12 protein-coding genes are annotated in these 11777 nt (G+C 70.3%); 6 read left to right on the top strand and 6 right to left on the bottom strand.

Annotation, left to right across the window (positions count from 1 at the left end; translation table 11 throughout):
* Positions 1-58 precede the first annotated feature (58 nt).
* Both ABZX75_RS08950 and ABZX75_RS08945 read left to right on the top strand, forming a co-directional pair.
* Positions 59-751 carry a GDSL-type esterase/lipase family protein gene (locus ABZX75_RS08950; protein WP_355409360.1) on the top strand — a complete coding sequence of 231 codons (693 nt, stop codon included), beginning with the start codon at positions 59-61 and terminating at the stop codon, positions 749-751.
* A gap of 59 nt (positions 752-810) precedes the next feature.
* Positions 811-1800, top strand: coding sequence for an aldo/keto reductase (locus ABZX75_RS08945; protein WP_355409358.1), 990 nt, complete (start codon positions 811-813; stop codon positions 1798-1800).
* Positions 1801-1995: 195 nt separating this feature from the next.
* On the opposite strand, the gene ABZX75_RS08940 is transcribed toward ABZX75_RS08945, so the two are convergent.
* The 4 genes from ABZX75_RS08940 to ABZX75_RS08925 all read right to left on the bottom strand — a co-directional run bounded on the left by ABZX75_RS08940 (position 1996) and on the right by ABZX75_RS08925 (position 4857).
* On the bottom strand, positions 1996-2289 hold the full coding sequence (locus ABZX75_RS08940) for a CHAP domain-containing protein (RefSeq protein ID WP_355409600.1): 294 nt from the start codon (positions 2287-2289) through the stop codon (positions 1996-1998).
* A 54-nt stretch (positions 2290-2343) separates the two neighbouring features.
* The gene (gene thpR, locus ABZX75_RS08935) at positions 2344-2898 is read right to left on the bottom strand and encodes an RNA 2',3'-cyclic phosphodiesterase (RefSeq protein ID WP_355409356.1); all 555 of its coding nucleotides are present in this window, start codon (positions 2896-2898) and stop codon (positions 2344-2346) included.
* A gap of 125 nt (positions 2899-3023) precedes the next feature.
* A complete protein-coding gene (locus ABZX75_RS08930; protein WP_355409354.1) occupies positions 3024-4283 on the bottom strand; it encodes an MFS transporter in 1260 nt (419 codons plus the stop codon).
* A gap of 136 nt (positions 4284-4419) precedes the next feature.
* Positions 4420-4857: a MarR family transcriptional regulator gene (locus ABZX75_RS08925; RefSeq protein ID WP_355409352.1), complete on the bottom strand. Its 438-nt coding sequence runs from the start codon at positions 4855-4857 to the stop codon at positions 4420-4422.
* Between the two features lie 118 nt (positions 4858-4975).
* Here ABZX75_RS08925 and ABZX75_RS08920 point away from each other — a divergent pair, with 118 nt between their 5' ends.
* On the top strand, positions 4976-5158 hold the full coding sequence (locus ABZX75_RS08920) for a hypothetical protein (protein WP_030010567.1): 183 nt from the start codon (positions 4976-4978) through the stop codon (positions 5156-5158).
* On the opposite strand, the gene ABZX75_RS08915 is transcribed toward ABZX75_RS08920, so the two are convergent.
* Positions 5151-6605, bottom strand: coding sequence for an NCS2 family permease (locus ABZX75_RS08915; RefSeq protein ID WP_355409349.1), 1455 nt, complete (start codon positions 6603-6605; stop codon positions 5151-5153). The genes ABZX75_RS08920 and ABZX75_RS08915 overlap by 8 nt on opposite strands.
* A gap of 128 nt (positions 6606-6733) precedes the next feature.
* Here ABZX75_RS08915 and ABZX75_RS08910 point away from each other — a divergent pair, with 128 nt between their 5' ends.
* Both ABZX75_RS08910 and ABZX75_RS08905 read left to right on the top strand, forming a co-directional pair.
* On the top strand, positions 6734-7051 hold the full coding sequence (locus tag ABZX75_RS08910; RefSeq protein ID WP_355409347.1) for a DUF2530 domain-containing protein: 318 nt from the start codon (positions 6734-6736) through the stop codon (positions 7049-7051).
* Positions 7052-7241: 190 nt separating this feature from the next.
* Positions 7242-9716 carry a cation-translocating P-type ATPase gene (locus ABZX75_RS08905; RefSeq protein ID WP_355409345.1) on the top strand — a complete coding sequence of 825 codons (2475 nt, stop codon included), beginning with the start codon at positions 7242-7244 and terminating at the stop codon, positions 9714-9716.
* Between the two features lie 102 nt (positions 9717-9818).
* Here ABZX75_RS08905 and rox read toward each other — a convergent pair whose 3' ends face one another.
* Positions 9819-11246, bottom strand: a complete 1428-nt coding sequence (rox, locus tag ABZX75_RS08900; protein ID WP_355409343.1) for a rifampin monooxygenase — start codon at positions 11244-11246, stop codon at positions 9819-9821.
* Here rox and ABZX75_RS08895 point away from each other — a divergent pair.
* Positions 11219-11692, top strand: a complete 474-nt coding sequence (locus ABZX75_RS08895) for a tetratricopeptide repeat protein (protein ID WP_355409599.1) — start codon at positions 11219-11221, stop codon at positions 11690-11692. The two genes, rox and ABZX75_RS08895, sit on opposite strands and share 28 nt — an antisense overlap.
* Positions 11693-11777 lie beyond the last annotated feature (85 nt).

Below are 11777 nucleotides of genomic sequence, written 5' to 3'. Positions count from 1 at the left end.
GTCGGGCATCACAGGGGGGCCGCGGACCGGCCGCCGCACCATCCGGGATGATGACCGGATGCGTTTCATGTTCGTCGGCGACTCCATGACCATCGGACGCGCCGGCGACTACACCTGGCGCTACCGGATGTGGCAGCACCTCAACGCGACCTTCGGCGGCCCCTACAAGATCGTCGGCCCGCGCTGCGAGCTGTACGACACCTTCGCGGACGCGCCGACGAGCCACGAGTACGCCGATCCCGGCTTCCCGGACCACGCCCGCCGCCACCTGGCCGGCTGGGGCGAGGGCTGGCAGCACATGGCCCCCCTCATAGGGCCGGCCGCGCGCGCCGCCGAGGCCGACGTCCTGCTCGTCTCCCTCGGCCTGATCGACCTCGGCTTCTACACCCGCGCCGACGAGACCGCCGCCAACGCCCGCCGTTTCATCGCCGCGGCCCGCGCCGCCCGCCCCGGCATCCGGATGGTGTTGATGCCGGTGATCCCGAACGTCCGGGCCGAGGAGGACCTGCCCTTCGCGGCCGAGGTCGCTCGGTTCAACGAGCTTCTGGCGAAGGCGGTGGCCGACCTGTCGACCGCCGCCTCGCCGATCCTGCTGGCCGCGCGCCCGTCCTCGTACGAGATCCACCACGACACCTACGACGGCACGCACCCCAACGCCTCCGGCGAACACCGCCTGGCGGGCGAGTTCGCGGCGGTCCTCCACCAGGCCTGGGGCATCGGCGGCGCCTACCACCCGCGGCCGGGTCCGTAACGGGCCTTTTACGACGGGGTCTTGCCTTGAGCGCACTCCAAGCAGTTGGCTAGTACCCCATGAAGTACACGCAGCTCGGACGTACCGGCCTCAAGGTCAGCCGACTCATACTCGGCACCATGAACTTCGGCCCCCAGACCGGGGAGGGCCAGAGTCACGTCATCATGGACGCGGCGCTCGACGCCGGCATCAACTTCTTCGACACCGCCAACGTCTACGGCTGGGGCGAGAACAAGGGCCGCACCGAGGAGATCATCGGCACCTGGTTCGCCCAGGGCGGCGGCCGCCGCGAGAAGACGGTCCTCGCCACCAAGGTCTACGGCAGCATGGCCCCCGAGGGCGAGGCGTGGCCCAACTACGACCGCCTGTCGGCGCTGAACATCCGGCGAGCCGTCGAGGCGAGTCTCAAGCGGCTGAAGACCGACCACATCGACGTCTACCAGTTCCACCACATCGACCGGCGGACTCCCTTCGAGGAGATCTGGCAGGCCGTCGACGTGCTGATCCAGCAGGGGAAGATCCTCTACGCCGGCTCCTCGAACTTCCCCGGCTGGAAGATCGCCCAGGCCAACGAGACGGCCGCGCGGCGCGGGACGCTCGGACTGGTCAGCGAGCAGTGCCTGTACAACCTCGCCGAGCGGCGGGCGGAGATGGAGGTCATCCCGGCCGCCGAGGCGTACGGGCTCGGGGTCATCCCGTGGTCCCCGCTCCACGGCGGCCTGCTGGGCGGCGCCATCCGCAAGTCCGCCGAGTCGGGTCGCACGGCCACCGGCCGCTCGGCGGACGCCCTGTCCAGCAGTACGGTGCGCGCGCAGGTGCAGGCGTACGAGGACCTGCTCGACAAGCACGGCCTGGAGCCGGGCGAGGTCGCGCTGGCCTGGCTGCTGACCCGCCCCGGGGTCACGGGCCCGATCGTCGGCCCGCGTACGCCGGAGCAGCTCGCGTCGGCGTTGCGGGCCGTGGAGCTGGAGCTCTCGGAGGAGCTCCTGGCGGGCCTGGACGAGATCTTCCCGGGGCCGGGACCGTCGCCGGAGGCCTTCGCCTGGTAGCGGGAGGGGCTGGCGGGAGGGGCCGGCGGGACTACTACTGGCCGACGGCCGCCGCCACGGCCACGACGAGGAACATCAGCGCGAGCACACCCGCCATGACACGGTTTCTGGTCTTGGGATCCACCCGTCGAGACTAACGCGGCCGGGCCCGCTCCTCGTACAGAGGGGCGGGCCCGGCCGGGGTGGTCCCAGGGATCAGTCCTTGGGGGAGATGTGGCCGAGGACCGGGCCGGCGCCCACGGGGCTGGAGGCGGTGTCCCGGTTGAACCAGCCACCGCGCCGCACCTGTCGGCTCCCGTTGCCGCCGACGGTCTGGATCCGCTTGCCGTCGGCACAGACGGCCACGACGAGGCTGACGTGGTCGACGCGGCCGTCGGTGGCGCTGCCGTCCGTGTCGTAGATCACGGTGTCGCCGACCTCGGGGCCGGTGGTGTGCCAGGGGCCGTGAGCCTTGCCGTACTCGTAGAGGCTGACGGCGCGGGCGTCGATTCCGGCGCCGCCGTCCCTGGTGTCCCTGGTGTCCGGGGAGGCGTGGGCGAGCGGTCAGTGGCCCAGTGGCCAGGCTTCGACGACCTCGTAGCGGGGCTGCTCCCCGGGGACTCCGTCCGCGGGCAACCGGCTTCGCACCAGGCTCAGTTCGGACACCTGCCAGGGGGTGCCCTCGAAGGCCGCGAGCCCCTCCGCGTACGGCCGCAGATCGGCCCCGCCGCGGGACCGGGCCAGGGTGAGATGGGGCGAGTACCTGCGGTGTTGCTCCATCGGTACGCCGGCCCGGCGGGCGGCGGCGTCGGCCCGCTCGGCGAGCATCCGCATCGCGTCGATGCCCCCGGCGGCGCCGACCCACAGGGTGCGCTCCCCGAAGTGGCCGGAGCCGTGCAGCCGCAGCGAGAACGGCGTACTGCGGGCGGCGGCCCGGGCCAGCCGTGCGGACAGCTCCGGCAGCACCTCGTCCCGTACCTCTCCCATGAAGGCGAGCGTGAAGTGCCACCCCGTCTCCCCGGTCCACCGCAGGGCGGGATCGCGGGGCAAGTCCTTGACGGCCTCGGTCAGTTCGGCGACAGCTGCCGTGGGCGGCAGCACAGCGGCGAAGAGTCTCATGCCGCGAGACTAGTGCTGTCCGCGCGGCCTCCGGGCTTCCGCGCCTCGGCGGCCGGCGGGGTCTCGGCCGCCGGCGGCGCCGCCTGCGGTTGACGGCGTCCGCCGGGCTTACGGCATCGACCGCATCACGCCGCCGTCACCAGCTCGCGGCGCGGGGAGGGGACGAAGGCCACGCCGCGGCGGTCCACCCGCAGGCGGAGGTTGCCGATCCGGGCCAGGACCACCGCGATGGTCACGGACGCGGCCAGGGAGACGACGCCGCCCGCGGCCATGCCGATCCGTGCGCCGTAGGTGTCCGTGATCCAGCCCACCAGCGGGGCACCGAGGGGGGTGCCGCCGGTGAACACCATCATGAACAGGGCCATGACGCGGCCGCGCATCTCGGGGTCCGTCGCCATCTGGACGCTGGAGTTGGCCGTGACGTTGACCGTCAGGCCGAAGATCCCGATGGGCACGAGCAGCGCGGCGAACAGCCAGAAGCCGGGCGCGAACGCCGTCACGAGCAGGAGGGCCGAGAAGAGCACGGCGGCCGCCACCAGCAGGCGCAGGCGCGAGTGCCCACGACGGGCCGCGAGCAGGGCGCCCGCCAGGGAGCCGGCCGCGATCAGCGTGTTGAAGAGCCCGTAGGTGCCCGCGTCGCCGTGGAAGACGTCGCTCACGAACGCCGACAGCCAGATCGGGAAGTTGAACCCGAAGGTGCCGATGAAGCCCACGAGCGCGATCGGCCAGATCAGCTCCGGGCGGCCGGCGACGTAGCGCAGGCCTTCGCGGAGCTGGCCCTTGGCGCGGGGCCGCGGCTCGACCGGGTGCAGTTCGTGCACGCGCATCATCAGCAGGCCGGCGATGGGCGCGGCGAACGACAGCCCGTTCAGCAGGAAGGCCCAGCCGGAGCCGACGGCGGTGATCAGTACACCGGCGAGCGCCGGGCCGACCAGCCGCGCGGACTGGAAGTTGGCCGAGTTGAGACTGACGGCGTTGGCCACCTGGTCCTTGCCGACCATCTCGGAGACGAACGTCTGCCGGGCCGGGTTGTCCACGACGGTGACGAGGCCGAGCAGGAAGGCGGCGAGGTAGACGTGCCACACCTGGACGTGTCCGGCCAGGGTGAGCGCGGCGAGTGCGATGCCGGTCAGGCCCATCGCGCTCTGGGTGCCGATCAGCAGCGGCCGCTTGGGCAGCCGGTCGGCGAGGACGCCTCCGTAGAGGCCGAACATCAGCATCGGCAGGAACTGCAGGGCGATGGTGATGCCGACGGCGGAGGCCGAGCCGGTCAGGGAGAGGACCAGCCAGTCCTGGGCGATGCGCTGCATCCAGGTGCCGGTGTTGGAGACGACCTGGCCCGTCGCGAAGAGCCGGTAGTTGCGGATCTTCAGCGAACTGAACATCGAGTTCTTGCCCGCGGGGGCGGTACCCGGGCCTGCGGTACCCGCGGTTGCAGCGGTAGAGGGGGTGGATATGTGGCCGGGTGCGGAGTCTGCTCCGGTTCCCGTACTCAAAAGCGTTCGCCTCCTGGCGTCGTTCCTATAGGTGCGCGAGCTTTTCCAGGACGGGTGCGGCCTCGCGCAGCTTGGCCCACTCGTCCTCGGTCAGCTCGGCCGCGAGCCCGGCCAGGAAGGCGTTGCGCTTGCGGCGGCTCTCTTCGAGCATCGCCTCGGCTTCCTCCGTCTGGCTGACCACCTTCTGGCGGCGGTCGTCGGGGTGCGGCTCCAGCCTGACCAGCCCCTTGGCCTCCAGCAGCGCGACGATGCGTGTCATCGACGGCGGCTGGACGTGCTCGCGGCGGGCCAGCTCACCGGGGGTGGCCTGGCCGCAGCGGGCGAGGGTGCCGAGGACCGACATCTCGGTCGGGCTCAGCGACTCGTCGACGCGCTGGTGCTTCAGGCGCCGGCCCAGTCGCATGACGGCGGAGCGGAGGTCGTTCACGGCGGCAGCATCGCCGCCATGGGTGAGGTCAGGCATGTCCTTAGAATAACTCATTACTCTCCCTAAAGACCACCGCTATATCCCGTCACTCGTACGGGTGAGTCCGGCGCGGAAAGTGACACGCGTACGCGGCCTCTGCCCCGAGTCTTTCGGCATGGGGACACATGTGCTCAGCATGCGCATAGACGGGGAGCTCCTCGACAGGCTCCGGATCCATGCCGCCAAACGCGGAATGAGCGTCCAGGACTATGTGGTCCGGACGCTCATTCGCGATGACTTCGACGAGCGCTTCAAGGCGGCCGTCGACGAGACGGAGAAGTTCTACGGTCTTACGTGAGGCCGAGGGCCGGCATCGCGTAGGCGAAGACGAACACCGCCGACACGACGTACATCGCCGTCGGCACATCGCGGCCCCGGCCCGTCGCCAGGCGCAGCGCGCAGAAGCTCACGAAGCCGATGCCGATGCCGTTGGTGATCGAGTAGGTGAAGGGCATCATCACCATGGCCAGGAAGGCCGGGACGGCGATGGTGAAGTCGCCCCAGTCGATGTCCTTCACCGAGCCCGCCAGGATGAGGAAGCCCACCGCCACGAGGGCGGGAGTGGCGGCCTGGGACGGGACCATCGTGGCGAGCGGGGTGAGGAACAGCGCCACCGCGAAGAGACCGCCCGTCACGACGTTCGCCAGACCCGTGCGGGCGCCCTCGCCGACTCCGGCCGTGGACTCCACGAAGCAGGTGGTGGCCGAGGACGAGGTCGCGCCGCCCGAGGCGACGGCCAGGCCGTCCACCAGCAGGACCCGGTTGATGCCGGGGAAGTTGCCGCTCTTGTCGATCAGCTTCGCCTCGTCGCCGACGCCGAGGATGGTGCCCATGGCGTCGAAGAAGCAGGACAGCAGCACGGTGAAGACGAAGAGGACGCCCGTCAGCAGCCCCACCTTCCCGAAGCCGCCGAACAGGCTGACCTCGCCGACCAGCCCGAAGTCGGGCGCGGCGACCGGGTTGCCCGGCCACTCGGGGACGGTGAGGCCCCACGCCGTGGCGGGCAGCTCCGCGATCAGCTGCACGGCGACCGCGACGACGGTCATGACCACGATGGAGATCAGGATCGCGCCGGGCGTCTTGCGGATCAGCAGGGCGAGGGTCAGCAGTACGCCGATGACGAAGATCAGGACGGGCCAACCGTGCAGGTGGCCGCCCGAGCCGAGCTGGAGCGGGACCGTGGTGTGCGCGGCGTCCGGGATGCGGGAGACGAAGCCCGAGTCGACCAGGCCGATCAGCATGATGAAGAGGCCGATGCCGATGGCGATGCCCTTGCGCAGGCCCAGGGGCACGGCGTTCATGACCCGCTCGCGCAGGCCGGTGGCGACCAGCAGCATCACCACGAAGCCGGCCAGGACCACCATGCCCATGGCGTCGGCCCAGCTCATGCGGGGCGCGAGCTGGAGGGCGACGACGGTGTTCACGCCGAGACCGGCGGCGAGGGCGATCGGGACGTTGCCGATGACACCCATGACGAGCGTGGAGAAGGCGGCCGTCAGCACGGTCGCCGTGACCAGCTGGCCACCGTCGAGCTGGTGGCCGTACATGTCCTTCGCGCTGCCCAGGATGATCGGGTTGAGCACGATGATGTATGCCATCGCGAAGAAGGTCGCGAAGCCGCCGCGGACCTCGCGGGCCACGGTCGAGCCGCGCTCGGAGATCTTGAAGTAGCCATCCAGCCCGGTCGTGCGCCGGGGGGAAGGCTCCGGGGTGGTGGACGCGGGGGCGGGGGCGGGGGTGGTCATACCGTCCTCATTGGGTGGTTTATACGAAGAAAATGGGCCACGCCCACACCGTTTCAGTATGAACACATGAACGAAGGGGCGTCCATCTCCGCGCGTAGATGCCGGATCGCCACGCCTAGACTTGCCGCATGGCGAAATGGACTGCGAAGCACGAGGCGCCCGAGCCCCTGGAGGGCCCGGTCGTCGCGACCGTGACCGGAGGCACGATCCTCTGGTTCGCCCTCTTCCTCGTCCAGCTGCCCTTCTACGGGTGGTTCGCCGATCGCGGTCAGCTGTGGTGGGTGTGGACCTGTGCCGCCGGAGGATTCCTCGGACTGATCGGCATCTGGTACGTCCGGGGGCGCGAGGCGGCGCTCAAGCGCCAGCGCCAGGCGGAGGCCGACGCGGACTCCGCGGCGCGGGCGGAGCGCGGGGAGCCGGGCCCGCGGGGCGGCGGCGCTTCGTAGCTCCACGGCGTCGGCGCGGCGGCGCCTGGCGGGCCGAGCCCACCCGCCGGCCCCGAGCCCCGAGCCCGGTCCCGAGCCGGACCCCGACTCCGCCCGCCGCGCGACCCGAGGACGATTTCCCTCATCCGGAAGTCGGATCTTCGTACCACTCGGGGGGTGAACCGTAGCCGCGCCCTTTACCGTCGAATGCATGACGCAGCGGGCGAAGATCGAATCCGATGGACCGGAGCCGGGTGCCGGCGGGGCCGCCGGCAGTGGCACCGTCATCGCCGCAGGGGTCGAGCTCGACCCGGTACACCCCGTGGAGCCGCCGGCCCCCAGATTCAAGCCCGGCGGCCTGAGCACCGCGGAAGTCGCCGAACGCGTCGCCCGCGGAGACGTCAACGACGTCCCCGTACGCTCCTCGCGCTCCACCACCGAGATCATCCGTGCGAACGTCTTCACCCGGTTCAACGCGATCATCGGCGTGCTCTGGGTGATCATGCTGTTCGTCGCGCCCATCCAGGACAGCCTCTTCGGCTTCGTCATCATCGCGAACACCGGCATCGGCATCATCCAGGAGCTGCGCGCCAAGAAGACCCTGGACGGCCTCGCCGTCATCGGCGAGGCCAAACCCAGCGTCCGCCGCGACGGCAGGACGGCCGAGATCTCCACCTCCGAGATCGTCCTCGGCGACGTCATCGAACTCGGCCCCGGCGACAAGGTCGTCGTCGACGGCGCCGTCGGCGAGGCCGACAACCTGGAGATCGACGAGTCGCTGCTCACCGGCGAGGCCGACCCGGTCCTGAAGAAGCCCGGCGACCAGGTGATGTCCGGCTCCTTCGTCGTCGCCGGCGGCGGCGCCTTCACCGCCACCAAAGTCGGCCGCGAGGCCTACGCCGCGCAGCTGGCCGAAGAGGCCTCCCGCTTCACGCTCGTCCACTCCGAGCTGCGCTCCGGCATCTCCACCATCCTCAAGTACGTCACCTGGATGATGATCCCGACCTCCATCGGCCTCATCATCAGCCAGCTGATCGTCAAGGACTCCAATCTCAAGGACTCCATCGCCCGGACCGTCGGCGGCATCGTCCCGATGATCCCCGAGGGGCTCGTGCTCCTCACCTCCGTGGCCTTCGCGATCGGCGTCATCCGGCTCGGCCGCAAGCAGTGCCTGGTCCAGGAGCTCCCCGCCATCGAGGGCCTCGCCCGCGTCGACGTGGTCTGCCTGGACAAGACCGGCACCCTCACCGAGGGCGGCATGGACGTCACCGAGCTCCGTCCGCTCGGCGGCGCGGACACGGCGTACGTCCAGAAGGTGCTCGGCGCGCTCGGCGAGTCCGACCCGCGGCCCAACGCCAGCCTCCAGGCGATCATCGACGCCTACCCCGTCAGCGCGGAATGGCGCTGTACCGAGTCCCTGCCGTTCTCCTCCGCCCGCAAGTACAGCGGCGCCAGCTTCAGCGAGGGCGACGGCGAGAACAACACCTGGCTGCTCGGCGCCCCCGACGTGCTCCTGCCGGCCGGTGACCCGGCGCTCGACGAGATCAACGACCTCAACGAACAGGGCCTACGGGTCCTGCTCCTGGCCAGGTCCGGCCGCGAACTGGACGACGCGGCCGTGGCCACCGGGGCCCGGCCGACCGCCCTGGTCGTGCTGGAGCAGCGGCTGCGCCCGGACGCCGCCGACACGCTGCGCTACTTCGAAGACCAGGACGTCAGCGCCAAGGTCATCTCCGGTGACAACGCGGTCTCCGTCGGCGCGGTCGCGGGCAAGCTGGGGCTGCCGGGCGCGGAGAACACCGTGGACGCCCGCGCCCTCCCGGCCGAGCAGACCGGCATGGCGAAGGTCCTCGAAGAGAACTCCGTCTTCGGACGCGTCACCCCGCAGCAGAAGCGGGACATGGTCGGGGCGCTGCAGTCGACGGGCCACACGGTCGCGATGACCGGCGACGGCGTCAACGACGTGCTCGCGCTGAAGGACGCGGACATCGGCGTGAGCATGGGCTCCGGCTCGGAGGCCACCCGGGCCGTCGCCCAGATCGTCCTCCTCAACAACAGCTTCTCGACCCTCCCCTCGGTGGTCGCCGAGGGGCGCCGGGTCATCGGCAACATCACCCGCGTCGCCACCCTCTTCCTCACGAAGACGGTCTACTCGGTGCTGCTGGCCATCCTGGTGGTCTGCTCGCAGGTCGAGTACCCCTTCCTGCCGCGCCACCTGACGCTGCTGTCCACCCTCACCATCGGCATCCCGGCCTTCTTCCTGGCCCTGGCCCCCAACAAGGAACGCGCCAGGCCGCACTTCGTGAAGCGGGTGATGCGGTACGCGATCCCGGGCGGCGTGATCGCGGCCACGGCCACCTTCGTGACCTACCTGGTCGCCCGACACCACTACACCGGCGCGGACGCCCTCAAGTCGGAGACCAGCGCCGCGACGCTCGCGCTGTTCCTGACCTCGATGTGGGTCCTGGCGATCATCGCCCGCCCCTACACGTGGTGGCGGGTGGGTCTGGTCGGCGCGATGGGAGCGGCCTTCCTCGTCGTCCTCGTCGTGCCGTGGCTGCAGGACTTCTTCCAGCTCAAGCTGGCGGGCACCACGATGCCCTGGATCGCCGTGGGCATCGCGGCGGGCGCCGCGGCCCTGATCGAGTTCACCTTCCGCTGGGTCGACCGCAAGTTCCCGGCGTGATGACCGGGCGGGGGCGGCGGAAGGTCCGCCCCCGCCCGTAAGGGACCTCTTAGGCAATGACGTCCTGCTTCGACAACTCTTCTGCGATCCAGATCCGCGTGCTCAGCCGACTGCGGTGCCGAACCACTCGGACAAGCGCCCGAGGAGTTCCTGTTGGTCCTCGCCGACCCATGCCACGTGGCCGTCGGGCCGCAGTAGTACGGCGGGCACGTCGAGTTCCTCGCTGACGTCGATGACGTGGTGGACCCGGTCCTCCCAGCCGGCGACCGAGAGACGGCCGGTCTGGTCGAGCAGGAGACCTCGGCCGGTGTGCATCCGTTCGTAGAGGCGACCGTGCTTCAGTTGCATGTCGCGCATCCGTCGGCCGAGCAGTTCGTGGCCCTCGCCGAAGTCGTAGCGGACCCCGATGGCGGTGATCTTCTCGATCAGGTACCGGTTCACCTCCTCGATGTCCATCAGTTCCGCCAGCAGGCGGCGCACCGACTGGGGGCCCGGCTCGGTCGACATCAGCTGGATCTGCGCGCGGGTGTTGTCCAGCACGTCGGCGGCGACCGGGTGCCGTTCGGCGTGGTAGCTGTCGAGCAGTCCTTCCGGGGCCCAGCCGGCGACCTCGGCGGCCAGTTTCCAGCCGAGGTTGAAGGCGTCCTGGATGCCGAGGTTGAGTCCCTGCCCTCCGGTCGGCGGGTGGATGTGCGCCGCGTCGCCGGCGAGGAACACCCGGTCGACGCGGTAGCGCTCGGCCTGCCGGGTGGCGTCGCCGAAGCGGGACAGCCAGCGCGGTGAGTGCGCGCCGAAGTCCGTGCCGGCAACCGTTTGGAGCTGCTGCATGAACTCCTCCAGGGTCGGCGTGGCGGTACGGTCCTCGGCCACTCCCTCGGCGGGCACGACGACTCGGTACACACCGTCCCCGAGGGGCATGGTGCCGAACCGCTGCTGGGTCTTGCGGACTTCCGCCATCACGGCGGCCAGTTCGTCCGGCGGTGTGGTCAGCTCCATCTCGCCCAGCAGCGTCTCGACCCTGGAGGGCTCACCGGGGAAGTCGACACCGAGCAGCTTGCGCACCGTACTGCGCCCACCGTCACAGCCGACGACGAAGCGCGCACGCAGCTCGCTGCCGTCGGCCAGCTCGACGTTCACCCCTTGGTCGTCCTGGCTCAGCCCGACCACCTCGCAGCCGCGCCGGATCTCGGTACCGACCTCGGTGGCGTGCTCGGTCAGCAGACGCTCGGTGACCTGCTGCGGGATCGCCAGGACGTACGAATGGGCCGTATCCATCTGCTCCGGCCACGCCTTGCCGAGACCGGCGAAGAAACCACCGACCGTGATCTGCCGGCCGAGCGGCAGAAACCGCTCCAGCAGACCACGCTGCTCCATGACCTCGATGCTGCGCACATGCAGGCCCTGCGCGCGGGACTGCCGGGTCGGCTCCGCCTCCTTGTCCAGCACGAGCACCCGCACCCCGTGCAGCCGCAGCTCGCCGGCCAGCATCAGGCCGGTCGGTCCTGCGCCGACCACGATCACGTCAATCATCACAATGCTCATTTCTAGCCGGTGTCATCAATCGTGAGCTCGGCGACCGCGCCGGGGAAGCCAGATCACTGTCCGAACTCGGCATCGTCCACGGGCGCCGGGGACAATTCGAGGACGCCCACGACCACCACCGCCAGGCGCTCCAGCTGCACCGCGAGACCGGATCGCGCATCGGCGAGATCGTCGTCCTGAACAACATCGGGCTGCTGTACCAACAGCAGGGCCGCTATGACGAGGCCCGGCACCGTCATCACGATGCCCTGGAGCTGAGCCGCAGCTACGACTTCCCCGGCGACGAGGCCGAGTCTCTCAACGCCCTGGCGGAAGCCGCCCGTTCCCAAGGCCGAGTCTCTCAACGCCCTGGCGGAAGCCGCCCGTTCCATGGGCGACCTCGCCCACGACCACGCCCGACTGGCCCGACGCCCCCGGTCGCGAACGTCACCTGAAGTCGCTTTGGGCGCTCATGGTGTGGATGCTGCCATGGATCACTGACCCTGATGACCTGTGGGAACGCATGGCTCCGTTGCTGCT

The sequence above is a fragment of the Streptomyces sp. NPDC003038 genome (genome assembly GCF_040611115.1).
Lineage (GTDB): Bacteria > Actinomycetota > Actinomycetes > Streptomycetales > Streptomycetaceae > Streptomyces.
This window is presented reverse-complemented; position numbering and strand designations above follow the sequence as displayed.

Bases quoted from the DNA above. Each gene is read 5' to 3' on its own strand.
- ABZX75_RS08925 (WP_355409352.1), bottom strand. From the start codon at position 4,857: ATGCCTGACCTCACCCATGGCGGCGATGCTGCCGCCGTGAACGACCTC.
- thpR (WP_355409356.1), bottom strand. From the start codon at position 2,898: ATGAGACTCTTCGCCGCTGTGCTGCCGCCCACGGCAGCTGTCGCCGAA.
- ABZX75_RS08905 (WP_355409345.1), top strand. From the start codon at position 7,242: ATGACGCAGCGGGCGAAGATCGAATCCGATGGACCGGAGCCGGGTGCC.
- ABZX75_RS08930 (WP_355409354.1), bottom strand. From the start codon at position 4,283: ATGTTCAGTTCGCTGAAGATCCGCAACTACCGGCTCTTCGCGACGGGC.
- ABZX75_RS08915 (WP_355409349.1), bottom strand. From the start codon at position 6,605: ATGACCACCCCCGCCCCCGCCCCCGCGTCCACCACCCCGGAGCCTTCC.
- ABZX75_RS08950 (WP_355409360.1), top strand. From the start codon at position 59: ATGCGTTTCATGTTCGTCGGCGACTCCATGACCATCGGACGCGCCGGC.
- ABZX75_RS08910 (WP_355409347.1), top strand. From the start codon at position 6,734: ATGGCGAAATGGACTGCGAAGCACGAGGCGCCCGAGCCCCTGGAGGGC.
- rox (WP_355409343.1), bottom strand. From the start codon at position 11,246: ATGATTGACGTGATCGTGGTCGGCGCAGGACCGACCGGCCTGATGCTG.
- ABZX75_RS08945 (WP_355409358.1), top strand. From the start codon at position 811: ATGAAGTACACGCAGCTCGGACGTACCGGCCTCAAGGTCAGCCGACTC.
- ABZX75_RS08920 (WP_030010567.1), top strand. From the start codon at position 4,976: ATGGGGACACATGTGCTCAGCATGCGCATAGACGGGGAGCTCCTCGAC.